Annotated in this window: 21 protein-coding genes; 9 read left to right on the forward strand and 12 right to left on the reverse strand. The window is 68.6% G+C overall.

Going from position 1 to position 25,868, the window contains the following annotated elements:
- The first annotated feature begins 127 nt into the window (after positions 1 to 127).
- The gene (locus AB0F44_RS23435; RefSeq protein WP_357359075.1) at positions 128 to 2,227 is read left to right on the forward strand and encodes an acyltransferase family protein; all 2,100 of its coding nucleotides are present in this window, start codon (positions 128 to 130) and stop codon (positions 2,225 to 2,227) included.
- An 84-nt stretch (positions 2,228 to 2,311) separates the two neighbouring features.
- On the opposite strand, the gene AB0F44_RS23440 is transcribed toward AB0F44_RS23435, so the two are convergent.
- The 3 genes from AB0F44_RS23440 to AB0F44_RS23450 form a co-directional block, all read right to left on the reverse strand.
- Positions 2,312 to 2,509, reverse strand: coding sequence for a hypothetical protein (locus AB0F44_RS23440; RefSeq protein ID WP_160024522.1), 198 nt, complete (start codon positions 2,507 to 2,509; stop codon positions 2,312 to 2,314).
- 81 nt (positions 2,510 to 2,590) lie between these two features.
- Positions 2,591 to 2,896, reverse strand: coding sequence for a hypothetical protein (locus AB0F44_RS23445; RefSeq protein WP_357359076.1), 306 nt, complete (start codon positions 2,894 to 2,896; stop codon positions 2,591 to 2,593).
- Positions 2,897 to 3,094: 198 nt separating this feature from the next.
- Complete coding sequence (locus tag AB0F44_RS23450; RefSeq protein WP_357359077.1) at positions 3,095 to 6,064, reverse strand: glycosyltransferase; 2,970 nt, start codon at positions 6,062 to 6,064, stop codon at positions 3,095 to 3,097.
- 114 nt (positions 6,065 to 6,178) lie between these two features.
- Between AB0F44_RS23450 and AB0F44_RS23455 the strand changes: the two genes are divergently transcribed.
- Positions 6,179 to 7,564, forward strand: coding sequence for a glycosyltransferase family 2 protein (locus AB0F44_RS23455; protein WP_357359078.1), 1,386 nt, complete (start codon positions 6,179 to 6,181; stop codon positions 7,562 to 7,564).
- Positions 7,565 to 7,579: 15 nt separating this feature from the next.
- Here AB0F44_RS23455 and AB0F44_RS23460 read toward each other — a convergent pair whose 3' ends face one another.
- The 8 genes from AB0F44_RS23460 to AB0F44_RS23495 all read right to left on the reverse strand — a co-directional run bounded on the left by AB0F44_RS23460 (position 7,580) and on the right by AB0F44_RS23495 (position 14,815).
- Positions 7,580 to 8,383, reverse strand: coding sequence for a DUF6576 domain-containing protein (locus AB0F44_RS23460; RefSeq protein WP_350661842.1), 804 nt, complete (start codon positions 8,381 to 8,383; stop codon positions 7,580 to 7,582).
- An 84-nt stretch (positions 8,384 to 8,467) separates the two neighbouring features.
- Positions 8,468 to 9,625 carry a glycosyltransferase family 2 protein gene (locus tag AB0F44_RS23465; protein WP_357359079.1) on the reverse strand — a complete coding sequence of 386 codons (1,158 nt, stop codon included), beginning with the start codon at positions 9,623 to 9,625 and terminating at the stop codon, positions 8,468 to 8,470.
- A 393-nt stretch (positions 9,626 to 10,018) separates the two neighbouring features.
- Positions 10,019 to 10,885, reverse strand: coding sequence for a bifunctional DNA-formamidopyrimidine glycosylase/DNA-(apurinic or apyrimidinic site) lyase (mutM, locus tag AB0F44_RS23470; protein ID WP_357359080.1), 867 nt, complete (start codon positions 10,883 to 10,885; stop codon positions 10,019 to 10,021).
- A 12-nt stretch (positions 10,886 to 10,897) separates the two neighbouring features.
- Positions 10,898 to 11,596: a ribonuclease III gene (rnc, locus tag AB0F44_RS23475; protein WP_355020137.1), complete on the reverse strand. Its 699-nt coding sequence runs from the start codon at positions 11,594 to 11,596 to the stop codon at positions 10,898 to 10,900.
- Between the two features lie 20 nt (positions 11,597 to 11,616).
- Positions 11,617 to 11,802, reverse strand: coding sequence for a 50S ribosomal protein L32 (gene rpmF / locus AB0F44_RS23480; RefSeq protein ID WP_008358292.1), 186 nt, complete (start codon positions 11,800 to 11,802; stop codon positions 11,617 to 11,619).
- Positions 11,803 to 11,868: 66 nt separating this feature from the next.
- The gene (locus tag AB0F44_RS23485) at positions 11,869 to 12,423 is read right to left on the reverse strand and encodes a YceD family protein (RefSeq protein WP_357359081.1); all 555 of its coding nucleotides are present in this window, start codon (positions 12,421 to 12,423) and stop codon (positions 11,869 to 11,871) included.
- Between the two features lie 41 nt (positions 12,424 to 12,464).
- Positions 12,465 to 13,844 (reverse strand): hypothetical protein, encoded by a 1,380-nt coding sequence (locus AB0F44_RS23490; RefSeq protein WP_357359082.1) that lies wholly within the window; start codon positions 13,842 to 13,844, stop codon positions 12,465 to 12,467.
- On the reverse strand, positions 13,796 to 14,815 hold the full coding sequence (locus tag AB0F44_RS23495; protein ID WP_357359083.1) for a lysylphosphatidylglycerol synthase transmembrane domain-containing protein: 1,020 nt from the start codon (positions 14,813 to 14,815) through the stop codon (positions 13,796 to 13,798). Before AB0F44_RS23495 ends, AB0F44_RS23490 begins: the two co-directional genes overlap by 49 nt.
- A 94-nt stretch (positions 14,816 to 14,909) precedes the next feature.
- On the opposite strand from AB0F44_RS23495, the gene AB0F44_RS23500 reads away from it, so the two are divergent.
- From AB0F44_RS23500 to AB0F44_RS23530, 7 genes are all read left to right on the forward strand, one after another.
- A complete protein-coding gene (locus AB0F44_RS23500; RefSeq protein ID WP_357359084.1) occupies positions 14,910 to 16,016 on the forward strand; it encodes a glycosyltransferase in 1,107 nt (368 codons plus the stop codon).
- Between the two features lie 23 nt (positions 16,017 to 16,039).
- Positions 16,040 to 16,795, forward strand: coding sequence for a class I SAM-dependent methyltransferase (locus AB0F44_RS23505; protein WP_357359085.1), 756 nt, complete (start codon positions 16,040 to 16,042; stop codon positions 16,793 to 16,795).
- 89 nt (positions 16,796 to 16,884) lie between these two features.
- Entirely contained in the window at positions 16,885 to 19,635 is a 2,751-nt protein-coding gene (locus AB0F44_RS23510) for a YfhO family protein (RefSeq protein WP_357359086.1), read from the forward strand.
- Between the two features lie 65 nt (positions 19,636 to 19,700).
- Positions 19,701 to 21,314: an acyl-CoA synthetase gene (locus tag AB0F44_RS23515; RefSeq protein ID WP_357359087.1), complete on the forward strand. Its 1,614-nt coding sequence runs from the start codon at positions 19,701 to 19,703 to the stop codon at positions 21,312 to 21,314.
- Positions 21,315 to 21,316: 2 nt separating this feature from the next.
- A complete protein-coding gene (locus tag AB0F44_RS23520; RefSeq protein ID WP_357359088.1) occupies positions 21,317 to 22,141 on the forward strand; it encodes an enoyl-CoA hydratase in 825 nt (274 codons plus the stop codon).
- 201 nt (positions 22,142 to 22,342) lie between these two features.
- Positions 22,343 to 23,401 carry a glycosyltransferase family 2 protein gene (locus tag AB0F44_RS23525; protein ID WP_357359089.1) on the forward strand — a complete coding sequence of 353 codons (1,059 nt, stop codon included), beginning with the start codon at positions 22,343 to 22,345 and terminating at the stop codon, positions 23,399 to 23,401.
- Entirely contained in the window at positions 23,398 to 24,354 is a 957-nt protein-coding gene (locus AB0F44_RS23530) for a hypothetical protein (protein ID WP_357359090.1), read from the forward strand. Before AB0F44_RS23525 ends, AB0F44_RS23530 begins: the two co-directional genes overlap by 4 nt.
- Here AB0F44_RS23530 and AB0F44_RS23535 read toward each other — a convergent pair.
- Positions 24,263 to 25,807: a phospholipid carrier-dependent glycosyltransferase gene (locus AB0F44_RS23535; RefSeq protein WP_357359091.1), complete on the reverse strand. Its 1,545-nt coding sequence runs from the start codon at positions 25,805 to 25,807 to the stop codon at positions 24,263 to 24,265. The genes AB0F44_RS23530 and AB0F44_RS23535 overlap by 92 nt on opposite strands.
- Positions 25,808 to 25,868 lie beyond the last annotated feature (61 nt).

A 25,868-nucleotide genomic window follows, 5' to 3' on the forward strand; every position in this document is an offset into this window, starting at 1 on the left:
ACTTGCCTGAGATCAAGATCGCCACATCCTGCCGTACTTTTGCAGCCCGGAGCATATCACCGGGTAACCTGCTTCCGCCCCATTATTGGAGCGGCCCCACAGCCCAGGATCGGACGGAATCACCCCGGTGACCCTGACCACCACTCCCCCGCCAGCGTCACCGTCACCGACGCCGACACACCCGGCGCCTCCCGTCGACGGACTGCGCCTCGACATCGAGGGGCTCCGCGCGATCGCCATCGGCACCGTGCTGATCTACCATGCCGGCGCGGCCTTCCTGCCCGGCGGGTTCATCGGGGTGGACATCTTCTTCGTCATCTCTGGGTTCCTGATCACGGGAGTGCTGATCCGCGAGGTCGAGAAGACGACGCGGGTCTCGCTGCCACGCTTCTACGCGCGGCGCGCCAAGCGACTGTTCCCTGCCGCGGCGCTTGTCTTGGCCGTGACCTCGCTCGTCACCTGGCTGACGAGTTCTGAGGTGCACTGGCGCACCTTCGGCGGCGACATCGTCGCCGCGGCCCTATACGTGGTCAACTGGCGTCTCGCAGATCGTTCTGTGGACTACCTGGCTGAAGGGACCGGCGCCTCACCGGTCCAACACTTCTGGTCGTTGGCGGTCGAGGAGCAGTTCTACATCGTCTGGCCACTCCTCCTGCTGGCAGTCGCTCTTGTCGTCCGTCGCACCGGGCTTCAGGTGCGCCCGCTCATGGCCATCGGCCTGTCCCTCATCGCGCTCCCCTCGCTGGCCTGGTCGATTGCGCTGACGGCGTCGAACGCCCCGGTGGCCTTCTTCGTGAGCACGACCCGGCTGTGGGAACTGGGCATCGGGGCACTCATCGCGGTCGGCGCCAGCCTATGGCGCTCCTTGCCTGCGGTAGCCGCCCGGCTCCTTGGTTGGGGTGGCCTCGGCGCCATCTTGGCGGCCGCGCTCTTCTTCGACGAAAGCTTCGCCTGGCCGGGCGCGTGGGCACTGGTGCCGACGTTGGGCACGGCAGCCGTCATCGTCTCCGGCAGCCGACACCGCACAGAGGTGCAGCGCCTGCTGTCTCTCAAGCCCGCGGTGTGGCTCGGCGGCCTGTCCTACTCGCTCTACCTGTGGCACTGGCCGGTCCTCATCGGATATCAGAATCTGTTCGGCCAGCCCAGCCAGACCGTCGGACTGCTGCTCATCCTCGGTTCCGTGGCGCCCGCATGGTTGTCCCTGCACCTGCTGGAGAACCCCCTGCGCTTCTCTCCTGCACTAGCCCGGTCGACGCGTAAGACGCTCGCGATCGGGGTCGCCTTGTCGATGGTCGGCGTCCTCGCCGGCGGCCTCCTGATGCTCGCCGTGCCTTCATCCAGCCCCACCGGTTCCGCACAGGGTGCCGCCGCCCTCACCGTCAGCGGAGACAGCGTGACCGGCATCCAGAACCCGCCGACGGCCTCGGGGATCACCCCGGCCCCGGCTGATGCGATCAACGACGTGCCCGACGCCTACGCTCGCGACTGTCAGGCCGAGATGGCCGACACACAGCCGAAGACCTGCGAGTTCGGCAAACCCGACGGCGATCGCACCATCGTCCTGGCCGGCGACTCCAAGGCGCTGCAGTGGTCGGGAGCGCTGGACACGATCGCCACCGACGCCGGCTGGCGCCTGCTCACCACGACCAAGTCCTCATGTGGGCTCTTCGATGCAACCCGTGACGAAGGCGGGTCCGAATACACCGCCTGTCGCGAACACAATGGGCGCGCCGTCGACGAGCTCATCGAGCTCGGACCAGATGCGGTCATCGTCTCCCAGAGGCACAACTCGGCAATCGACCCGGAGACAGGGAAGGGCAGTCAGGCTGCGATGGTCGCCGGACTCGTCCGCGTCTGGAAGCGGCTGACAGCTGCCGGCATCGACGTCGTCGTCCTCGTCGACAACCCGACCCCTGTCGACGCCTCGGGTGAGAGCTATGAGGTCTACGAGTGCGTGGCCGATCATCGCGACGACCTCTCTGCCTGCTCGTTCTCCCGTTCAGCGGGAGCCGCCGAGAGCGGTGCGCCGGCACTTCTCGAGGCTGCCCGACGTGTCCCGGCCGTCAAGGTCGTCGACATGACCGACACGATCTGCAACGACACCACGTGTCCGCCGGTGATCGGCAACGTGCTGGTCTATCGCCAGGGGTCCCACCTGACGAACCGGTACGTGACGTCCACCCGAGCGGTCCTCCAACGGCGGCTCGAGCAGGCGATCACCCCATAAAACGGCCGAAACCGACTCCGTTGACCAGAGCCGGTTCCCCCTGAGCGAGGACGACTCGCTCGTGGTGTTTACAGAGCTACCCGCTCAGGCGGGCTGCATCTCCTGCATCGAGGAGTCGAGGTCGGCGGTGTGTGCCGCGACCAGCGCGTCGTTCTCCGTCTTCAGAGAGAGAACCAGATCCTCAAGCTCACGCACACGCGCACGCAGCCGAGCATTCTCGGCGGTGAGATGTGCGGGAGTCCGCAGGTCGCTGCTCATGTAGCCGATCAGCGCCTTCGCCATGAATACGTTCCTTCGCTGGAATCATAGAAGTTCCCGAACTATCGGGCCGTCTACAAGGGTGGCACCCCTAGGTGCCTTGCGTCAATGTCGCGTACCGGCAGAGACGAGACCCAGGACCTTTGGTCCACTTGGTGGGGCAGGCGGGGCATTCGCCTCGCGGAACGGATAGTTCGAATACACGAGACCGTCATGCTCCTCACGGGCACCCGCGACCCACACGCCGCCGTACTCGACAGCACTATGCTCGTCAGCCAGCTCAAAGATCGACCGCTCGGGGATGACCAACTCGTCGACGTCGGCATCGATCACGCCGGCAGCCAGGCTGAGATAATTCTGCCGGGCGTGCTCGAAGCCACCGGACTGGCAGAAGTCCGAGTCCCAATACATCCCCTAGCCACCCTGCGAGCCGGCCGACCGCGGTGACCTCGAGGCCCGCGGCTCGTACCGCGTTGACCTGGGTGAGATCCACGCGCGCTCGCACGACCTTCTTGAAGTCACGTAAGACGCTGCCGCTGGGGACATCGAGCTCCAGGTTCAGCAGAGGAGGCCGACGAGAACGACCTCCCCATGATCCGCAAAGACGTCCTAGAAGACGGTGGTGTCGTCGACCTTTTCGAGATAGTCGGCTTGGCGCATGCGCTCGGGCCGCGGGGGCGTCCGTCTCACCGGCGCGTCAGCAGCAAGCACAAGAGGGGCAACGCGATCCATGCGTACGATCGGCTCTGGCGTGGGGATGGGGGTGGGCTCGACAGCGGGCCGGCCGGCATACAGATGGTCGATGAGGTCGGCATAGCTGCGAGAGATCCCAGCAGGCGCCAGGCGTCGGCTGAAGGCCAGTGCTGCCTGAGCGACGTCATCGGCCTCGAACCAGCGGGATGCGAGAATCTCGGCGATCGACGCCGCCGCGTCACTGGGGTCGAAGAAGCGAACCCACGGCTCGTGGCCGAAGTCGGCACGAAGGTGGGGCTCATCAGGGATTACGACCGGCACGCCATAGGTCGCTGCGAGGTGCAGGCTGCCCGAGTTGAGGACCTTCTCATACGGAAGCACCATCACATCGGCCGCGGAGAACCAGTCGGATATCGCCTCGTCCGGAACGAAGTCGAGATGGGACGTCACCGCGACGCCTGCGTCCGCAAGGGCATCGAGACGCTCTGTGAGATCGACACTCGTCTTGCCGGCGAGCAGCATCTCGAGGCCATCGACCGAAGCAGCCGCCAAGGCGACGGCGTCGAAGAGGCTGTTGATGCCCTTGTAGGGACGGATCTGCCCGAGGAAGAGCACGCCGGTGGTGTCGGAGCCGGCACCGATGGCCTCGCGCGCCTCGGTCTTGGGCAGGCTGCTTCCGTAGACCCCGGCATAGCTTGGGTGCGGGATGTGGACGACCTTCGCCGGATGGATCCGATAGGCATCCGCAACGACCTGGACGGTCTGGGAGTTCATCACATGTACGACATCGGCGAGGTCGGCGATGCCTTGGTGAAGGCGGGCCGCCGCCGCGCGGAAGGCGGTGTCATGGGGAAGCTCGTTGTGAACCGTCCACAGGATCGGCCGGCCGTGAGACTTTGCCTCACCCAGCGCATCGAGGAGGTCGGTGACTGCCTGCTCGGCCTCCTCGACCGAGGCACAGCTCTCCGTTACGGGCGAGGGCCAGTGCAGATGGACGACTCCGCCAGCCCAGGGCCTGCGGAGATCCGTGATGAGCTCTCCGGCCCAGGTCTTCCCGGCCATGTCGTAGCCGCGAGCCCGGGCTTCCAGGGTCAAAAGGTTGATGTACGGGTTGTCCTGCCACGCCGGGAAGGTCAAGACGCGTTTGACTGACGGCTCCGCGGTCGTCGTCGCATTCCCCTGGCTTTTGCCGCGAGCTCCCTTTACAGGCTGCAGCATGAACTCGAGGTGACGAGTGCGATGCGAAAGAAGCCGGACTCGCCTGCCGGGAAGGTCCCAGGAGTATCTGCCGGGCACACCATCCGTGACCACGACCTTGACGTCGCGCGACGGTCGTCCAGTGCGGGTCATCCGCATCACGGTCTGCCACGAGTCACCCAGGTAGTCCTCATCGACCGGGATGACAGCTTGCCAACGCATCGGCGCACCGGCCCGCTGGACACCGGCTCGAAATGCCGGCACCACCCGCTCCTTCGAACCGCCCCTGGCACGGAGGACCAGCACGAGGTCCTCGAGCTCGTGGGCTCCCCTCCCCAGGGAAGCCACTCCACGCAGGACCAGGCCGTCGTCGCGGCCCGTGGCTGACTGGACCTCGAACTTCGCGGACTCTTCATCGACGAGCAGGTACGTGACCGCTGACGTCGCGTCACCGTCGAACGAGCGGCCGCTCCAGTGCTGGACGGCATCCGTGCCGACCGCGGCAATGAGCTTCTCGATCCGAGGTACGAGCTTGTCGCCCTCCGCCGAGGTAGCCACCGCACCACCCTGGGCCAAGGGCCTGATCACACGGCGTACGATCCAGTCGCTGATCAAGCCTCGCTCCGCCTCCACCTCCGGATCGAGCCTCTCGAGCAGGTCGAGCACCTGCACGACCCCAACGACAGTGGCCGCGAACGGTTGGCGTGGCAGGTCCGACTCAGCCCAGCGACGCGAGGCCCCGCCAGCAGCCAGGAACGGCATCAGCGCGCCGGGCTCGTCGGTCACCACGATGCCATGCAGATCGATCAGCTCAGCCGTGAACCGTTCCAGCGCCGCCACCTGCTCGTCGTCGAGGACACGGATGGAGCGCGCCCGACTCTCCCACTGCGTCCGCACGAAGTGACGCACGTGACGATCTGCGATCTCGCCCGAGAGCCGCTCCCGCACCACCTTGAGCGCTGTCGCGCTCTGGTCGATCCAGTCGCTGAAGGTGGGCTCGCGAAGGTAGTCCGCGGAGATCGCGGCACCGTGGCGCCGGTGCCGGTAGACGACCTGAGGCACCACGGAGATGCGCTCCGCGGCAGTTGCGACCGTCGCCGAGAACACGAGGTCCTCGCAGTGCGCACGATCGGGGAAGGTGACACCGCAGGCGTCGATCAGCGAACGACGGTAGACCTTGTTCCACACCACGTGGTCTTCGAGGAACTCAGGGCGCTCCTCCACATGGAACCCGGAGGCTCCGTGACGATAGAGGCTGCTCGTCTGCGTCCAGTATGCATCCGAGCGGCCATCTTGGTAGATGTCCTCGCCGGCGCCTGCCACGATGTCGGCGTCGTCGGCAACGGCCGCCGCCATCAGCGACTCGAGAGCACCTTCGACCATGACGTCGTCGGAGTCGAGGAAGAAGACGTACTCCCCCGTCGCATGCGCGAGGCCGACGTTGCGCGCCGAGCCCAGGCCGCCGTTGGCCACGACCACCACCGAGAACCGAGAGTCGCGGGCCGCGTACTCACGGGCGATCGCCTCGGAATCATCAGGGGAACCGTCGATCACGATGACCGCGTCCCACGCGGTGTACTCCTGGAGGGTGATCGACTCGAGACAGGCACGCAGCCAACGCTCAACGTTGTAGACAGGAACGATCACACTCACCGTGGGGAGCGGCGAGGCGGGTTGGTGCGGGTTCATAGCGACGTGGGGGACCTTGAACTCTTGCTGTGATGTAATTGGGCGCCGCAATTGTAAGGTCAAACCGGCACACCGTTTGCAATCAGTAAAAAATCGAATCCGGAAGCATTTCTCGTGCCTCGTGTCGCGCCCCCACGCCCGAAAACCCCCACCATCTCAGTCGTCATGGCCGTACGTGACGTCGGCGACTGGATCGACGCTGCGGTCGACTCGGTGCTGACCCAGAGCCTCGACAACCTCGAGCTCATCGTCATCGACGACGGCTCGACCGATGACACGTTGAACCGGCTCGCGCAGGTCGAGGATCCGCGCGTCATCCTGCGATCTGCGACCGGCAACGGTGGCGCGGCAGCGCGCAACCAGGGGATCGCCATGGCCAGGGGCGAGTACCTTGCGTTTGCCGATGGCGACGACATCGTCCCCACCCACGCCTACGAGCGCCTGGTGAGTCAGGCGCGGAGCACGGGTGCGGAGATGGTCGTGGGCAACTACATGACCTTCAGCCCGAGCAAGGCGTGGACGCGGCAGACGAACCTTCCGCTCTATGGCGCGGTCCGTGTCGGCGTCACACTCGCCTCTGAGCCGGACTTCATCCGAGACCGGGTCTGCTGGAACCGCGTGTTCAAGCGGGCGAGCTGGAATGCGCTCGGCCTTGCGTTTGCCGATTCGAAGCGCTCCAACGACATCCGGGTGATGACGGACGCCTACTGTGCCCTCGCTTTCGACGTCATCCCAGACGTGGTCTACGGCTATCGCAAGCGGGTCGGCCGCAGCTCGATGACGTCGCAGCGGTCCGCGCCCGACGCTCTGGCGGAGCACTTCGCCCAAGAGCTCGGCTGCATCGAGGCCATCGAGGCCTACGGCGACGAGCAGGTCGCTGCGAAGTACTTCGAGGGCGTCCTCGGCCATGACGTGTGGCACCACATCCGACCGGTTCTTGCCCTTGGCGGCGCCACCGATCCTGCCTACGCCGCGGCGCGCGACCTGACCACCGCCCTGCTGAGGCATGCTCCGGAGACGTCCCTCAAGGCGATCAACCAGACGACGAGGCTGACCTACCGGTTCATCATCGCGGACAGGTGGGAAGCTGCGGCCATCGTGGCCGAGGAGAGCCCGGAGCGCCTGCGGGAGCTCCTCGAGGCTTTTGGACACGAGCAGTTCGTCACCCTGTGCCACCAGACCGCGCCCCATAACAACGCTGCCCTGGTGCGCATCACACGACGGGCCTTCCTCGACGACGTCGTGACTGACGCTGACCACTCCATCGACGATGCCGACCTGGTCGTACGCCTCCGGGCCGCCAGGCGGATGCAAGAAGCCGGGATCCCGACGAAGCGTTTCAAGCCTGCCGAGCTCGCCGCGCTCTCCGAGCCGCTGGACGACGTCGCATCCGTTCGGGTCCGCATCCAGCAGATCGTTGAGGCGGCAGCGGTGGCCACGGCCGTCGAGCAGACCCCCGCCCCGAGGCGGGGTCTGCTGGCGCGTCTCGCAGGGCGTTGACAGACGCCTGGTCCCTCAGCCGCGGCGGCGGCGCTCACGCAGCTGCATGAGCTCCTTCTTCTCCTTGCTGGTCAGCGAGTCTGCGCCCTCGGCGTGGATCTTCTCGAGGAGCTCGTCCATCCGCTGGTCGTCCTTGGAGACGGTCGAGGACTCCCAGGGGCCGGTCACCACGGTCGGGCCCGACTTGCGCTTCTTGGCCTTGGCGGGCTTGGCCGGCTTCGGCTGGCCTGGACTGCCAGCCACCTGCGGGATCCAGGGGAACCGGTCGAGGAGCCCGAACTGGCGCGCCACGAAGGCGTTGACGGCGAGGCCGACGACGAAGACGAGCAGCATCACCCAGCTGCGGTAGCCGAGGTACTGGATCAGCTGGATGCCGACCAGGATCACACCGAAGAGCCAGGCCGGGATGTTGAACATGAACATCCGGTCGGGCCACTGCGCGATCCACAGCAGCACCACCATCATCTCCAGCATCCCGAGGCCGGCGAGGAGGTAGTTCGGGTCCAGCACTGCGCCGAAGACGACGGTCAGGAACGAGAGCACTGCGGTGAACGCCACCAGCAGCCAGGCGAACCGGACCTTGCCGAGCTCGTTGCGCTCGAGGTCGGAGCCGAAGTACCAGAAGAAGAAGATCGCCAGGACGTCGAAGATGCTGAACTGCGGGTAGGCGAACGGCCAGGTGACCAGCGTCCACAGCTTGAGCTCGGCGAGGTTGGGCTGGATCAGGGCCAAGCCGGCCAGCACACCCTGGCTGCCCATCACGGCGAAGAGGATCAGCCCGACGATGCTCGTGAAGACCACGAGCCACGTCGTGGTCACCCCCAATGAACCGATGTGGAACCAAGGCTCGTGGGGGTAACGACCGCCTGGGGTCAACCGGAAACGTTCTCGCACGGGGCGAGCCTATCCACGCATTGGTTGCCGCGTCAGCAGGGCACTCCCACCGACTTCCTCGATGTTGCCCAGATCAGGCGGCAGCGCCGGATCGTTGCGCCACGGATGCTGCCTAAAGGCCGCCCGGGCGCCGTACCTGTCGATCATCGCGATCAGCGCCGTGAGGTCCTCGGCCCGGTCCTGGGCGACCAGCCACGCCATCAGCCGCTGAGCACGTGGGACCGCCGTGTTCTCGAACGGCACCCCGGCGTCGTACCAGAACTCCAGGACGGCGCCGCGCAGCAGCTTCCAGTAGCGGCTCGGGTCCTCGGTGTCGGGGTGGACCGCCGCGCGGAAGTGCTCCCACATGTCGATCGGCAGGACCTCGACGAGCAGGGTCTCCATGAGCTTCGCCGAGCCGGCCGCGCGAACGAGGTCGATGGTCTGGCGCTTGGTGTCGATCCGCTCGATGAGGTTCGCGATCTGCGCACGCTTCTGCGTCGCCGAGGACCGATCGGAGCGGACCTGCCAGTCGTAGACGATCTCCGTCATGACGTCGAAGGAGTCGGCGGCGAGGAACACCTGGGTGAGCGCGACCTGGTCCTGGTATCGAGTGCGCTCGGGGAAGGCGATCGCGTTCTCCGTCCAGAACGACCGCCGGAAGATCTTGTTCCACACGAAGATGTCGGCGAGCATCAGCGGCGCGTCCTCGATCCGGCACCTGAGCCGTTCCTCCGCGTGGTTGCGACGCATCAGCGGCGTCATGAACCTGCGTTCCACCCCGTCATCGACCGCAACCCGCTCTGCCGCACCGACCGCGAAGTCCGAGCCCGTACGCCGCAGCGACCGCACCATCGCCGACCACGCATCGCGCGGAAGGGTGTCGTCGGGATCGACGAACGTCAGCAGCTCACCGGTTGCCGCGTCGATCCCGGTGTGACGCGCTCGGGACACCCCCGAGTTCGGCTGGGTGATGACGGTGACGCAGGACTCCTCCGCGGCGAGGCGCCGCAGGATCTGCGCTGACCCGTCGGTCGAGCCGTCGTCGACGACGATCACCTCGAGCTTCGAGATCTCGCTCCGCGGCTGGTCCAGGATGCTGCGCAGGCTCTTCTCGACGTACTCCGCCACGTTGTAGACCGGTACGACGACACTGAGCGTCGGCCTGAAACCTGCCAGGTCCCTCACCCGACGGACTCCGGCTTCGCTCAGCTTCCTCCAGCCCGTCACGCCCGAGCAACTCTCACAGTCGGGCGTCCTTCCGGGAGCTTGTGGGGAGCCACCTGTTGTCCTTGTCGAGCTGTTGACCAACCGATGGCGGGGCGTGTGGTGCACGCCTGTGCCGGTATGGGTGGGCCGTGGTTTGTCTTCCCCGAGATCCGGATGACCACGTCGCCACCCGGCAAAACCGCCAGCCCGAACAAGGCGGTGCGTCGTCTCTGAAATCAAGACGAACGGACCAGAGATTAACCCACGGGAATCCGGTTTCCTTAACCAACGCTGAGGATGGTCGGAACTGTCATATGGCCGCAACATTCGGAGGATCCGAAGGGGCTGTGGGCAATAGCCCAGATGGGCTATTTACCCCTGGATTCGGCGGACTCGAGGTGCCGGCTGGCAGGTGGGGCAGAAGTAGGAGGAGCGGTTCATGAAGGCGGTGCGGCGCATCGGCGCACCGCACCGGTCGCAGGGCTCGCCCTCACGTCCGTACGCAGCGAGCGACCGCTCGAAGTAGCCCGACTCGCCGTTCACGTTGACGTAGAGCGCGTCGAAGGAGGTGCCGCCCTGGGCCAGCGCCTCGGTCATCACGTCGCGTACGTGGCCGAGCAGCTCGCGCACCTTCGGGCCGGTCAGCCGGTCCCCCGGCCGTTCGCCGTGCAGCTTCGCGCGCCAGAGCGCCTCGTCGGCGTAGATGTTGCCGACGCCGCTGATCACGCTCTGGTTGAGCAGGATGCGCTTGATGCCGCTGGAGGAGCGGCGTACGCGGGCCACGACCGCCTCCGCATCGAAGGCGGCCTCGAGCGGGTCGGGGGCGATGTGGACGATCTCGGGCGGGAGCTCGGCTCCCCCGGGGCTGATCGACAGGCCCCCGAACATGCGCTGGTCGACGAAGCGGAGCTCGCGGCCCTCCGCGGCGCCGTCGAGGCGAATCCGGACGCGAAGGTGCCGCTCGTCGGGCGACTCCGGCGGCTGGACGAGCATCTGGCCGCTCATGCCCAGGTGGGCCATGAGGGCGTCACCGGAGTCGAGCGGCAGCCACAGGTACTTGCCACGGCGGCGGGCGCCGGTGAGAACGCGGCCCCTCAGCTCCTCGGCGAAGGCCGAGGCACCGGCGAGGTGGCGGCGTACGGGCCTTGGGTGCAGGACCTCGACCGCGACGATCCTCGCGCCGAGTACGTGGCGCTCGAGGCCGGCGCGTACGACCTCGACCTCGGGGAGCTCAGGCAAGGACAGTCCGTCTCAGGCGGAAGAAGAGGCGGCGGCTTGGATCTCGCCGTAGGCCGTCTCCGCGGCGGCCTGCTCGGCCTCCTTCTTGGAGCGGCCGACGCCGTTGCCGTAGAGCTGCTCGCCGACCCGGACCTTCGCGGTGAAGGTCTTCATGTGGTCGGGGCCCTCGTCGGTGATGACGTACTCAGGCACACCGAGGGCACGCTCGGCGGCGAGCTCCTGCAGGGAGGTCTTCCAGTCGAGCCCGGCACCGAGGTCGGAGGCCGCCTCGATGAGGGGGTCGAAGAGTCGATGGACGAGGACCGTGGAGACCTCGATGCCACCGGAGAGGTGGACCGCTCCGATCACCGCTTCCACGGTGTCGGAGACGATCGACGCCTTCTCGCGTCCACCGGTGGCCTCCTCGCCGCGGCCCAGCTTGATGTGCTGGCCGAGGCCGATGGCCTGACCGACCTCGGCCAAGGCGCGGGCGTTCACAACTGCCGCCCGCAGCTTGGCCAGCTTGCCCTCGGGCAGGTCGGGGTGGATGCGGTAGAGGGTCTCGGTGACAACGACGCCGAGCACCGAGTCGCCCAGGAACTCCAGGCGCTCGTTGGTGGGCAGGCCACCGTTCTCGTAGGCGTAGGACCGATGGGTCAGCGAACGCTCAAGCAGCTCGGGGTCCAGGATCGGATCCCCGAGCGCTTTGCGAAGCTCGGCGTAGTTGGTCAGGAGACTAACCGCGTGTCAGATCAGAGGACCTGGCGACGCTCGGCGCGAGCGCCGTACTGGCCGCACTCGCCGCACGCACGGTGCGGGATGTGCTTGGCGCCGCAGGCGGGGTTCGCGCACGTCACCAGGGTCGGCGCAACGGCCTTCCAGGCCGAGCGGCGGTGGCGGGTGTTGCTGCGCGACATCTTCCGCTTCGGGACAGCCACTGTTTTCTCCTCTTATTCGGCCGGTCGGATCTCGATCGGCTACTGAAGCCTAGTTACTGGCGAACTCTAGTTGCTGGGCTCATCTTTCAGCGAAGCCAGCCCCGCCCAGCGCGGGTCGACCTTGTCGCCGTGGTTGTGCCCGGGATCGTCCGCGAGCCGCGCCCCACACTCGGGGCACAGTCCCGGACAGTCGTCCTGGCACATCGGCTGGAACGGCAGTGCGAGCACCACCGAATCCCTGAGCACCGGCTCGAGGTCGATCAGGTCGCCCTCGGTCCGGCTGGTCTCGTCGTCCTCGTCAGGGGCCTGGCCGTCACGAGAGTCGTTGTAGACGTACAGCTCCTGGATGTCGACCTCGGCTTCATCCTCGATCGGCTCCAGGCACCGCACGCACTCGCCCTCGAGGACAGCAAAAGCCGTCCCCGTGACCAGCACACCCTCCATGACCGCCTCGAGCCGCAGGTCGAACTCGACCGGCGAACCCTCAGGGACAGAGAGGACTTCAATACCAAGATCCGCCGGCGCCGGCACCGTCAGCTCCACGTGACGCTCGGACCCCGGGCGGCGGCCGAGCTCGCGTGTATCGAGCACGAGCGGCGCTCTCGGGTCCAGGGCAGTCATGTTTCACTTCCGGATGAGGGCACGACAGATCAGATGAGATCCTACCGGGACCGGACGACGGCGACCAAAAGGACGGTCACCACACCCGCCACGCACGCGACACCGGCGATGCCCGCCGCAACCCACGCCGCCGACTGGAAGACCGGCGCGGTGGCCAGGTTGCCGCCGGCGGGGTTCGGCGGGGCGATGTGGGCGGCGAAGACCACGAACGCCGCCGCGGCCCAGACCGCGACCGCCGGCCCCGACATTCGCGGGGTGGCGGCGAGCCCGAGCGCGGTGAGCAGGCTGGTCACGACGGTGAGCGGGATGAGATAGCGCCAGTACGCTCCCCCGCCACCGGCCACGTAGTTGAGCTGGATCCCGACGATGACCGCGGTCAGGGCGAGCAGCAGCAGCGCCGTCGCCACCCGGACGGGCTCCCGCCGCGACCGGGAGAAGGCGCGGAGGCCAACCACCAGGCCGATCACGAGCGGGGCGAGGGTGAGCACGGCGCCGATGGTGACGTGCTGCTGGAGAGCCGGCGGGATCAGGAGCTGGCGCCAGATGTCAGGGTCGGTGGCGACGTCGAGCACGGGGCGTACCTCCCGTTCCTGGAGGGGGCTGCCGGGCTTGCCGACGAGGTCGGTCTGCATGCCGGACCAGTTGCCGGTGGCGCGGAAGTTGCGGAGGTAGAACCACGCGTTGACGGCGACGGCGAGGAGCACCGCGACGCCCAGGCGCAGGATGCCCGCCCAGTCGCGGCGCGGGCCGAACAGCCAGACCAGGCCGAGGGTCGTCGCGCACAGGCCGATGAAGACGACGCCGGGGAGCCGGGTGCCGAGGGCGGCCGCGGCGTACAGACCGAAGAGCACCAGCCCGCGGGTCCGGGGCCCGTTGCGGAGCAGCCAGACGGTCTGGCCGACCAGGAGGGTGGCCCACAGGACGAACAGGTTGTCGTTGAAGACGACGCCGCCGAGCCGGGTCAGGGCCGGGCTGAGCGCGGTGACGAGACCGGCTGCGACCGACACCTCGGGGCGGCTCGGGACGATCTGGCGCGTCGTCCACATCACCGCGGCCACGACCAGACAGGTGATCACGAGGGCGATGCCGCGCGCGGCCATCCCGGCCGCGAGCAGGTGGCCGGCGTCGGTGAGCGGTCCGACCACGGGTGCCAGCAGCAGGTAGAAGAGCGGTGGATGCTGGCCGGTCCAGTCGAAGGGCAGCGTGTAGCCCCAGATCTGCGGCATCCGCATCGGGTCGCCGATGCTGATCAGGGTGCCGTGCCAGAGCTGGTAGGCGTGGTCGACGTGGGCGACCTCGTCCTTGGTGCCGTAGAGCGGCGAGGAGAGGGCGTAGCCGGCACACACGCCGGCACAGGTGATGAGGTTGGCGATCAGGCCGGCGGTCCAGAGCTGTGGTGCGGTGGGCCGTGCGGTGGGCACAGGGGTCTCCCGAGTGGTTCGTTGGCTGGTGACGGGGCAGGTGACTGGTCTGGGACAGGAAGGTCGCCGGCGCGACGGGTCAGGAAGGCGGCGACCAGGGCGACGACGACATCGACCAGGACGGCGATCCCGCGGACCAGCAGGGCGACCAGGAGAGCCAGCCCGGGCGAGAGAACGCCGGAGAGGGCGACGACCAGGACCGCCTCGCGCAGCCCGGCGCCGGCCGGGAGCCCGATCGCGGCCATGCCCAGGCTGAACCCGAGTGCATAGCCGCCGACGCTGGCCAGCAACGAGGGCAGCGGATCGCCACCCAGGCCGACCACGACCACCCATATCTGGAGGCCGAGCAGGAGCCAGACCACGCCCTGCAGCGCGAGCGCCGTGCCGATGCCCCGCCACGTCGGCAGCACCTCGAGCGGCCCGCGTCGCAGCAGCCGCAGCCCGGTGTCGACGACCTTCGCGAAGACCGGCGGATGCAGCGCCACCAGGATCAGCGGCAGCAGCAGGATCGCCCACCAGTAACGCGCGAACGTCTCCTGGCCGAGGAACGGCATCAGCAGCACCGACACCATCACCCCGGCGCCGACGGCGATCGCCAGCACGAGGACGCCCTGGGTCAGGGACGTACGCCGCGGCACCCGCTCGGCGCGGGCGAGCTCCATCTGCCCGACGATCGTCCACACCGAGCCGGGCAGGTACTTCCCCAGCTGGCTGACGTAGAAGATCCTGGCCGCGGGCACCAGCGGCAGCGGCGAGCCGAGATCGGCCAGCACCACCCGCCACATCAGCAGCGCGACGCACTGGGCGAGCAGGGTCAGCGCGAAGGCGACACCGAGCACCCACAGCGGCAGTTCCTCGAAGCCCCGCACGAGCGCGTCCCAGTTGCGGTGGACCGCGTACGCCGCCACCAGGACGACGATCGCGACGACCACCGCCTTGAGCGGCACCGCCTTCGTCCAACCTCGGCCCACGGGTCCTCCTTGGCAGCACTTTTCGGGTGCCGACATCTCAGATGCGGGGTGTGCTGCTCGAACTTTCCTTGACCTCGACCCTAACGTTGAGGTGATGCACATCGTCGCCTTCGGCACCTACGACGTGGCCTCCCATCCGCGGGTCGCGGTACTCATCGAGGGCTTACGCGCCTGTGGCGCGGAGGTCACCGAGGTCAACCGGCCGCTCGGCCTGGACACCGCGGCGAGGGTGGCGATCCTGCGACAACCGTGGCGGCTGCCGCTGCTCGTGCTGCGCCTGCTGACCTGCTGGAGCGGGCTGGTTGCCGAGTCGCTCCGTCGCCGTCGGCACGGGCGTCCCGACGCCGTCCTGGTCGGCTATCTGGGCCACTTCGACGTGCACCTGGCCCGTCTCCTCCACCCCCGTTCGACCATCCTGCTCGACCACATGGTCTCGGCGGCCGGGGTCGCCACCAACCGGCGACTGGCCGGCTCGGGCGGGTTGAAGCTGCGCCTGATGAAGGCGATCGACGCGATGGCACTGAAGCAGGCCGACGTGGTCATCGTGGACACGGTCGAGCAGCAGGAGGGACTGCCCGAGGACGTACGCCGGCACTCGGTCGTGTGCCCGGTGGGTGCCACCAAGGAGTGGTTCGACGCGGGCGCCAGGGCGCTCGAGCGGCCGACCGAGGAACCGCTGAAGGCCGTCTTCGTCGGCCTCTTCTCCCCCACCCACGGCGCACCGGTGATCGCCGACGCCCTCGACATCCTCGCCGACGACGAGCGGATCGAGGTGACGATGGTGGGCCAGGGTCAGCAGTACGAGGAGGCCCGGCACCTCGCCGCCAGCAACCCTCGCGTCTCCTGGGTCGACTGGGTCGACGCCGAGGAGCTGCCCGACTTCGTCGCCGGGTTCGACGTGAGCCTCGGCATCTTCGGCACCGTCCCGCAGGCACGACGGGTGGTGCCCAACAAGGCGTTCCAGGGCGCCGCCGCCGGTGCGGTCGTCGTCACCTCGGACACCGCGCCCCAGCGGCGGATGCTGGAGAGCGCGGCCCTTCTCGTCTCCCCCGGCAGCCCGGAGGAGCTCGCCTCGGCCCTGACCAAGCTCGCCGACGACCCGGACGAGGCCCAGCGCCTGCGCGAGGCCGCCTACGAGCAGGCCCGGGAGCACTACACCCCGCAGGCCGTCGCCTCCCCCATCCTCGAATGTCTTACGTGAATCCAACCCGACCCAGGAACCAGATGACGCTCAACGCCACCGACCGCCCGCTGCCGCCGCTCGCACCCCGCGCCTGGCTCCGCTACGACGTCGTCAGCCGAATCATCGACCGGCAGGCTCCGACGACGGCGCTGGAGATCGGCTGCGGCCAAGGAGCCTTCGGCGCCCGCCTGGCCATGCGCGCCGACTACCTCGGGGTCGAGCCCGACGCGGACTCGTTCGCGGTGGCGTACGAGCGGATCACGTGCATGGGCGGCACGGTGCTCAACGCGATGTCTTCCGAGCTGGACTCGGGGCGGACGTACGACATGGTCTGCGCCTTCGAGGTGCTCGAGCACATCGAGGACGACAAGGGGGCGCTGGCCGAGTGGGTCACCCACATCCGCCCGGGCGGGCAGCTGGTGCTCTCGGTGCCGGCCTTCCAGGAGCGGTTCGGGCCGATGGACCGGCATGCCGGGCACTTCCGTCGCTACAGCCCCGAGGAGCTCACCCACCGGCTCGAGGAGGCCGGTCTGGGCGAGGTCGACGTCACCGTCTACGGCTGGCCGCTCGGTTACGCCCTGGAGGCGGTCCGCAACCGGATCGACGCCAGGAAGCTGGAGAAGGTGGGCGACCTCACACCCGAGGAGCTCACCCGGGCGACCGGGCGTACGTTCCAGCCCAGCGGCCAGCTCAAGGGGGCCGCCATCGCCCTCGCGACCAGCCCGTTCATGGCCCTGCAGCGGCTACGGCCCGACACCGGCACCGGTCTGGTGGCCGTCGCGACGAAGCGCGACTGACCCGCCGGGCGGCCGACCGAAAGACAACTTGAGCGACCTACCGCGCGCGCTACCTGCGCCCGTTCCCGACTACTCATAGATTTCCGGCTGTGATCCCATCCGATCGGTGGCGCTCGGGCGTCGTACTGGCACTCCTCGCCCTCTTCGTCGCGGTGACCTTCGGTCCCGCGCTCGTGGGTCAGGGGATGCTGCTGGACACCGGATGGCTGCACGCGATGATGCCGTACGCCGCCGACGGCCCGATCCCGCAAGGGACGCTGTGGTGCCGCGGCGACACCTGGGACTACTACCTGCCCGGCGTCGAGAACATCGTCGAGGGCGCGCGCCACGGCAACTGGCAGACCTGGGCGCCCTACGAGGTGGGTGGCACGCCGCTGGCCTCGCTGCCGAACCACGCGGTGCTGAGCCCGGTCTCGTGGCCCTACTGGGTGATGCCGCTGTGGCTCGCGCCTGCTTGGGTGAAGCTCACCGAGCTGGTCCTGGTGCTGGCCGGGATGGTGCTGTTCCTCGGCCGGCTCGGGGTGCGGCGCAGCATCGCGCTGGTCGCCGGGCTGGTCTTCTTCACCTCCGGGTTCATGATGATGTGGACCAACTGGCCGCACACCAAGGTCGCCTGCCTGGTCCCGCTGCTGCTGTGGGCGCTGGACCGTGCGGTGCGGGAGCGCGGCGCGCGCGACCTGGCCGCCGTGGGCCTGGTCGTCGCCGCGATGCTGCTCGGCGGGTTCCCCGCGGTGACGATGTTCGCGCTGACCCTGGGTGGGATCTACGTGGTCGTCCGGGCGCTGGCGCTCCGGGACGCGCGGCGCACACTGATCGCGGGCGGCATCGCCGCCGGCGGGGTCGGGCTCGGGGTCGCGCTCTCCGCTGTCCAGGTGCTCCCCTTCGCGCTCAACATGAGCACTCTCGGGCTCGACGGACGGGTCCCCAATCAGGTCAAGCCCGCCAGTCTCGTGCTGACCACCGTCGCCCCCGACGCCTACGGCACCTGCGTCGACGGGCTCTGGTTCGGCGAGGACAACCCGATCGAGTCGATCTCCTTCATCGGCGTCGCGGCGCTGATCCTGGTCCTGTGCGCTCTGGTCGTCCGGCTCCCCGGCGGCCGCCGCCCCTCGACGCCCGCCCTGCTCGCGGTCGTGCTGGCCGCGGTCGTCTGGCTGCTGTGGATCGGCGGGCTGCCGCTCGAGCTGCTCCAGAAGCTGCCCGGCTACAGCTCCAACAGCTTCGGGCGGGCGAACTCGATCTTCGGATTCCTGTGTGCGGTCCTGGCCGGGATCGGACTGGAGCGCCTCGTCCAGCGGGCCGAGGCGTCGCGGTCCTCCGATGGGGAGGGTCGATCCTGGCGTCCGCGTCTGGTGGTGTCGCTGGTCGCGGTGCTGGCGGCCGCCGGGGTGGCTGCGTACTTCCTGTTTGCGGCGTACGCATACATCGACGGCGCTCCGCGGCCGATCCCGGACGTCGCCGCGAAGCTGCGGATGCCGGCGCTGCTGGGGGTGGTCTCGGTCCTCGCGGTGGCGGCGACGCTGCTGCTGCGCGGCCGGCTGCGGCTGCTGGGCCCGCTGGTGCTCGTGCTGGCCGTGCTCGCGCAGAGCACGATGTTCGCGCGCGAGGTGCTGCCGCTCACCGACCGTGACGAGTTCTACCCGGTCACGCCTGCCCACGAGTTCCTGAAGGAGAACCTGGGAGAGGAGCGCTACGGCGCCTCGAGCTGGGAGCACACGGGCGTCGCCGACCACTACCTGTTGCGTACGCCGACGGGCCATGAGTTCACCTCGCCGGAGTGGAAGGCGCTGATCGCCGCGGTCAGCCCTGATGCCCAGCTGTCCCCGACCTACAGCGACTTCCCCGCCAACGTCCCCACGCCGGGGCGTCAGCCGGTGCTCGACCAGCTCTCGGTCCGCTACTGGGTGACCCAGCCGATGGAGGTCATCGGGGCCGCCGAGCCGACGCCCGTGCCGACCGCGCAGCGGCAGCTGCTGACCGTGATGCCCGACCAGCAGGCGACGTGCCAGGTCCCGAAGGGCAACCTGCGCGGGATCGAGGTCACCGTGCCGAACGGCCTGAAGCCGCGGGCGCAGGTGCCGACGGTCGTCCGAGTGAGCGTCGGGGCCGGCGCCGAGAAGGTCACCTCCGAGCGGGCCATCGCCGTGAACCGGCCCCTCAAGCGCGGCGAGAAGCTGCGCGTTGCGATCCCCGACCAGCGCTTCACCTCCGGTCCGGTGCCGGTCACGGTCTCGTTCGAGGGGAAGCGGAGGCCCGTCCATCTGGCCGGTCGCACCGACGGGTCCGCGGTCTGCACGGCGGTCCGTCCGGAGAAGGGCGACGGCCTCAGGGTGGTGCACGCCTCGGCCGGCGCGGTCGTCTATGAGCGCGCGAGCGCGCTGCCCCGCATCCGCTGGGCCGGCACCAGCGAGGTCGTCACCGACGGGCCCACGCGAGTGCGACGACTGACCGAGGGCGTCGCTCCCGGCACGGTGCTCCTGGACGACGACTCGACGCCGGCCGCATCCGGCTCGACCGCCCAGGTCGACGTACGCCGCGACGAGGCCGAGACGATCTCGGCCGAGGTCACCGCCGACGGAGACGGCTACCTCGTCGTCGCCGACTCGATCGCCCGCCCGGGCTGGTCGGCGACGGTCGACGGCCGCCCGGTGGACCTGGTCCGCGGCAACCACGCCTTCGCAGCGGTACCGGTCCCCGACGGCGCACACACCGTCACCCTCCGTTATGACGCCCCCGGCCTGCGGGCTGGGGCGGTGATCTCCGCAGTCGGCGTACTTGTTCTTCTTGGCCTCCTGTTCATCCCGACCGTGTTCCGAAGGTGGCGGCGAAGCAGCATCTAGAACACGTTCCACCCAGCGACACCGCAGGCGTGACACCGCTCCGCCGACGTACCAAGGTCTCGCTCATGGCTGTTCAGATCGCCGACCTGTTCGAGCATGTGGTCGATGTCGTCCCGGAGCGACCGGCGTTGATCGCCGGCGAGGTGCGCTACACGTACGCCGAGCTGGACGCGGAGGCCAATCGCTTCGCCCATCACCTGCTCGGTGCCGGGATCGAGCCGGGCGAGCATGTCGGGCTGATGGCCCGCAACGTGGCCGAGCATGTGGTCGCGATGCTGGGGTGCTTCAAGGCGCGGGTGGTGCCGATCAACATCAACTACCGCTACCTCGAGGCGGAGCTCGACTATCTCTTCGAGAACTCCGGGATCGTCGGCCTTGTCCACGAGGACCGCTACGCACCGGTGCTGGCCGGGGTCGTCCCGAAGCACGAGCGCGTGCGGCATGTGGTTTCGATACCCGACGGCAGCGGCGAGAGCACCACCTACGGGTCCATCGACTGGCGCACGGCGCTCGATCGCCAACCCGCGACGAGAGGGTTCGGCGAACGCAGCGCTGATGACGTCTTCATCATCTACACCGGCGGGACGACGGGTTACCCCAAAGGCGTGGTGTGGCGGCAGGAGGACGCCTGGCGGGCGCTGGGAGGCGGCACCGACTTCGCGACCCGGGAGCCGATCGACGAGTTCGCGCCGTCACGGGCCGCGGCCGAGAATCCGTCGCCACTGGTCTCACTCCAGCTCGGGCCGATCATGCACGCCAGCGGGCAGTGGGCGATGTTGATGCGGTTCATCACCGGGCAGACCAACGTACTTCTTCCCAAGTTCGACCCGCCGACGATCTGGCGGACCTTCGAGGCCGAACGGATCAACACGATCTCGTTGGTCGGGGATGCGATGGCACGTCCGCTGATCGAGGAGTTCGAGCGCGGCACCTACGACGGCAGCACCCTGACGACCGTGACCAGCGCGGCCGCGCTCTTCTCCGTCGAGGTCAAGGAGCGGTGGATCAAGACGTTCCCGGACGCGGTGGTGCTCGATGTCATCGGCTCGTCCGAGACCGGGATGACCGGCAACGGACGGATCGAGCACGAGACGCTGGCGGACAAGGGGTCGCTGGTGCACCTCGGCCCGGGAACCGCCGTGGTCGACGAACAGCACCGGATCATCGATCCGAGCGAGGTCGGTGCGATCGGGCTGATGGCACGCTCGGGCACCATCCCGAGCGGCTACCTGGGCGATCCGGAGAAGACTGCGCGGACGTTCATCGAGATCGACGGCATCCGGTACGCCGTGCCCGGCGACTATGTCCAGATCGAGGAGGGCCATCGGCTGACCCTGCTCGGGCGCGGGTCGGGCTGTATCAACACCGGCGGCGAGAAGGTCTTTCCCGAGGAGGTCGAGGTCGCTCTCAAGTCCCATCCGGGAGTCTTCGACGCCCTCGTCTTCGCGCTTCCCGACCCGACCTACGGCCAGCAGGTCGCAGCCCTCGTCGAGCCCCGGCCAGGTGTCGCACTCGACGTCGAGGACGTCCGCGCGCACCTGCGCACCCGGCTCTCGGGCTACAAGGTTCCGCGCACGGTGCACGTCGTCGAGAAGGTGCCACGACACGTGACCGGCAAGGCCGACTATCGCCGTGCCCAGCAGATCTCCCACGCCCTCTGCGCCGAGAAGGCGAGCTGACCATGTCGTACGTCACTGTCGACCGCCCCGCCGACGGCGTAGCCGTCGTCACCCTGGACCGTCCCGAGCGGATGAACGCCATGTCGTTCGACGTCATGGTGCCGGTGCGCGACCAGCTGGTCGAGATCGGCCACGACAACAGCGTCCGGGCGATCGTGATCACCGGCGCCGGCCGTGCGTTCTGCGCCGGCGCGGACCAGGAGTCGGCGGGACGGCCACCACACACCGAGGGCCTCGCCCGACCGGGCTATGCGTTACGGTCTTTGGATCTCCTGGAGGACGTGATCGGAACGATCCGCCGCCTGCACCAACCGGTCATCGCAGCGGTCAACGGTGCGGCCATCGGTGGCGGGCTCTGCCTGACTCTCGCGTGCGACATCCGGATCGCCTCCACCGCGGCGTACTTCCGTGCAGCCGGTATCAACAACGGCCTCACCGCGAGCGAGCTCGGGCTCAGCTATCTGCTGCCGCGGGCGGTCGGCTCCAGCCACGCGGCGGATCTGATGTTCACAGGACGCGACCTGGGTGCTGAGGAGGCCGCCCGCATCGGGCTCGTCTCGCGTCTGGCCGACCCGGTGCTCGATGAGGCCATCGCGATCGGGACGCGGATCGCGGAGCTCTCCCAACCGGGCATCGAGCTGACCAAGAAGTCGCTCCATGCCGGGATCGCAGCCGGTTCGATGGAGAGCTACATGCCGATCGAGGGCATCGGCCAGCTCTACCTACGGCTGCTCACCGACAACTTCGAGGAAGCCACGCGCGCCCGCAAGGAGGGGCGGCCGGCACGCTTCCGCGACGACCTGCCCCGACCTCCGGCCCGTCCCTAGCCCACCGAGCTGCCCGGCCCACGGGCGAACGAGCGGACACGGCGTAGACCGGTGTTGAACACCAGGTTTCCCTAGCACATACGCCGGATGACACCAGCGAGGGGGCGTGGGGCCGCGGAATCCACGCGGTAATGTGGCGGCTCAGAAGCCCCTCATCTGCCCGAATCCCGTGTTCGGTCCCACTACTTGCCTGAGGTCCCTGTGAAGCTTGTCGTACAAGTCCCCTGCCTCAACGAGGAGGAGACGCTGCCGTCCGTGCTGGAGTCGATTCCGAAGCAGATCCCCGGAATCGACGAGATCGTGATCCTGATCGTCGACGACGGGTGCACCGACCGGACGGTCGAGGTGGCCAAGGAGCACGGCGTGCGCGAGTTCGTGCACCACTCCCGCAACCAGGGTCTCGGCCGGAGCTTCCACGACGGTGTGGTCCGCGCGCTCGAGCTGGGCGCCGACATCGTGGTCAACACCGACGGCGACAACCAGTACCCGCAGGACCGCATCACCGACCTGGTCCAGCCGATCATCCACGGCCAGGCCGACATCGTCATCGGCGACCGGCAGGTCGACCAGATCGAGCACTTCTCCGGGCTGAAGAAGAAGCTGCAGAAGGTCGGCTCCAAGGTGGTCAACATGGCCGCCGAGACCGACCTGCCCGACGCGGCCAGCGGCTTCCGCGCCTACTCGCGCGAGTCGCTGATGCTGCTCAACACCGTGACGCGCTTCTCCTACTGCATGGAGACGATCATCCAGGCGGGCAACAAGCGGATGAAGATCGCCTCGGTGCCGATCGAGACCAACGCCAAGACGCGTGAGTCGCGGCTGTTCAAGTCGATGCCGGAGCACATCATGAAGTCGGGCGCGGCGATCGTGCGCTCCTACATGATGTACAAGCCGTACGCCATCTTCGTCTGGCTCACCGCCTCCTTCTTCGTCCTCGGGGCGATCCCGTTCTTCCGCTACCTCGTGCTGTGGATCAGCGGCGACAACGGCAACCACATCCAGTCGCTGCTGCTCGGTGGCGTGCTGATCAACCTGGCCTTCATGTCCGCGATGCTCGGCGTGATCTCCGACCTGATCCGCACCAACCGGGTGCTCATCGAAGACGACCTGGAGCACACCAAGAAGGCTCGCTTCGGCAAGTCCGGCACCGAGATGCTCCGCGACCAGACCTCGGTCGCCGAGTTCGACCTGCCGCACACCCAGGCCCGCGCGAGCAAGTCATCTGCCCAGTCCGGCGAGACGTGGACGACCAGCCTGTGACAACGACCCACTCCGACCCGGTCTCCGCCACGGAGGCCGGGTCGTCGGCTACGCCCAGCCTGAAGAAACGGCTGCTGAAGATAGCGCTCGCCCTCGTCGTCGTGCTCGGCGGCGCCTACCTGGTCTGGCGCCAGCGCGACGACCTGGCCATCGCGGTCCAGGAGCTGAGCCTCGGCCGCGTCGCGGTCGCCGGGGTCCTGGCGATCGTCGGCACCATGCTGATCGGCCAGATCTGGGTCGCTCTCCTGCACGGCATGGGCATCCGGCCGTCGCTGCGTGAGTCCCACTCGGTCTTCTACGTCTCCCAGCTGGGCAAGTACCTGCCTGGCTCGGTGTGGCCGGTGGTCGCACAGATGCAGTTCGGACTGCGCTGGGGCGTCGCGCGCCGGACGATGCTCGGCGCCAACATCCTCTTCATGGGCGTCGTCGTCGCCAGCGGCATCGGCGTCGGCGCGCTCCTGCTCCCCTGGTCGTCGCCCGAGGGCCTCGACCGCTACTGGTGGCTGCTGCTCCTGCTGGTGCCGCTGGCCGTCTGCCTGCACCCGCGCGTCGTCCCGGGCATGATCGACTGGCTCTTCGCCCGGCTCGGCCGGGCACCCCTCGGCGTACGCCTCACCGCGCGGGGGCTCTTCACCGCGATCGGCTGGGCGGTGCTCGCCTGGGTCGCCTTCGGCCTCCACCTGGCCGTGATGATGCAGTCGTACGCCTCGATCGGGCTGCTCGAGATCGCGGCCGCGACCGGCGGGATGGCCCTGGCGTGGGCCGCGGGGATCGCGTTCATCCCCGCCCCGGCCGGCGCCGGGATCCGCGAGGCGCTGCTCGCCCTCACCCTCGGCCCGATCATCGGCGTCCCCGAGGCGCTCACCGTCGCGCTCGCCTCGCGGGTCCTCCTGCTTCTTGCCGATGTGCTGCTGGCTGGTCTGGGAGCGATTCTCGGGCGGCGTACGTCCTAGCCGGTCGGGCCGCGAGGCAGACGGCGAGCACACCACACGCCACGCCCGCGGCGACCACGAGCTCCGCGCCCCGCGACTCGGAGTTCGGCAGGCGGCCGACGTACGTCACCGAGTCGACGAACCAGCCGAAGATCAGCAGGGCATAGCCGCCCAGCGCGAACGTGATGGCGGCCGCCGCCAGGTCGACCCGAGACTCGCGCCGGCCGAGTGGGACCAGGTCGACGAGCGTCATCACGCCGACGGCGAGCGCCGTGGCCAGCAGCGGCATGAGCGGCATCAGATAGCGGTCGTTGGGGTTCCCGCCACCCGCAACGAAGCCGACCAGGTTCGCCAGGACGAGCGCCGCGTGGACCGTGAGCAGCAGCCACCCGGCGCGTGAGGTCGGCAGGTCTGTCGGCCCGGTGGCCCCGCGCCGGACGAGCAGCACGAGAAGGCCGATCACCGCGACGACGGCCAGCACGTCGGCCGGCACCGCGTACCCCTCGGCCAGCACCGGTGCCCACAGGCGCTCGTACCAGTCCACCCAGAGCGAGCCGTCCGTCAGGATCTGCCACCAGGTCCCGTTCGGCTCTCGGTCGAACATGTCCAGCAGCGCATCTGAGGCGGTCGGATCGCCGTAGAGGACGATGTTGCGGACGTAGAACCAGCCGGTGGCGAGCGCCGGCACACCGGTGGCCACGGCCGAGGCAGCCAGGGCCCGGATCACCCCGCGCCGGGAGCGGTCCCTCAGGAGCAGAGACACCGCGATGGCCGCGCCGCACAGGACGACGGTCAGAACCCCCGGCGCCTTCGCCCCCGCCGCGGCGGTCCCGGCCAGCGCGACCAGGGCCAGGCGCCTCGGGGACAGGCCACGGTTCAGGATCCGGATCGTGGCCAGCAGGGTCAGCGACGACGCCGCGACCGCGACCCCGTCGTTGGCGATGTGCCCGCCGGCGGTCACCAGCACGGCACACGAGGCGCTGATCCCGGCGGCGAGGAACGCGACCGCCGCCCGCCGGGTCACCTCGAAGGCGATCAGGCCCACCAGCAGCACGCACAGCGCGGAGCCGACCGCATTGATGAGCCGCATCCCGACGACCATCACCTGAGGTGCGTCGAGCGCCCCGGCCGCGGCCACGAACGGCAGCGACATCAGGTAGTAGAGCGGAGGGTGGTTGGCGGTCCAGATGTGCCGGTGCGGCTCGTCCGCCATGGTCTCCAGGCCCTCGACGACCTGGGGATAGCGGCGAGCATCCGTCGTCACGGGTGTGTCGATCGTCGGCAGCCGTCCCGAGGCCAGCTCCACCGCATAGCCGGCGTTCGGCCCCTCGTCGCGGGTCTGGTACTGGAGCGACCGGGTCAGCGCGACGTAGCTGCTCAGGCTCAGCGCGAAGAACGCCATCAGCACCATCGCCGCCAGCAGCCGCTTCTGGAGTCGTACCTCGGCGCGGTCCTCACTGGGAGAGCGGAGCATTCACGACCTTCGGATGAGCTTGCGGGCGATGGCGAGCCTATGTCAGGTTCTCCCGTGCTCT

It is taken from the genome of Nocardioides sp. NPDC023903 (assembly GCF_040639295.1).
Lineage (GTDB): Bacteria > Actinomycetota > Actinomycetes > Propionibacteriales > Nocardioidaceae > Nocardioides.

Excerpts from the sequence above, each read along its gene's own strand:
- AB0F44_RS23535 (WP_357359091.1), bottom strand. The coding sequence starts at position 25,807 with ATGCTCCGCTCTCCCAGTGAGGACCGCGCCGAGGTACGACTCCAGAAG.
- AB0F44_RS23440 (WP_160024522.1), bottom strand. The coding sequence starts at position 2,509 with ATGGCGAAGGCGCTGATCGGCTACATGAGCAGCGACCTGCGGACTCCC.
- AB0F44_RS23515 (WP_357359087.1), top strand. The coding sequence starts at position 19,701 with ATGGCTGTTCAGATCGCCGACCTGTTCGAGCATGTGGTCGATGTCGTC.
- AB0F44_RS23520 (WP_357359088.1), top strand. The coding sequence starts at position 21,317 with ATGTCGTACGTCACTGTCGACCGCCCCGCCGACGGCGTAGCCGTCGTC.
- AB0F44_RS23485 (WP_357359081.1), bottom strand. The coding sequence starts at position 12,423 with ATGACTGCCCTGGACCCGAGAGCGCCGCTCGTGCTCGATACACGCGAG.
- AB0F44_RS23505 (WP_357359085.1), top strand. The coding sequence starts at position 16,040 with ATGACGCTCAACGCCACCGACCGCCCGCTGCCGCCGCTCGCACCCCGC.
- AB0F44_RS23445 (WP_357359076.1), bottom strand. The coding sequence starts at position 2,896 with ATGTATTGGGACTCGGACTTCTGCCAGTCCGGTGGCTTCGAGCACGCC.
- AB0F44_RS23500 (WP_357359084.1), top strand. The coding sequence starts at position 14,910 with ATGCACATCGTCGCCTTCGGCACCTACGACGTGGCCTCCCATCCGCGG.
- AB0F44_RS23450 (WP_357359077.1), bottom strand. The coding sequence starts at position 6,064 with ATGAACCCGCACCAACCCGCCTCGCCGCTCCCCACGGTGAGTGTGATC.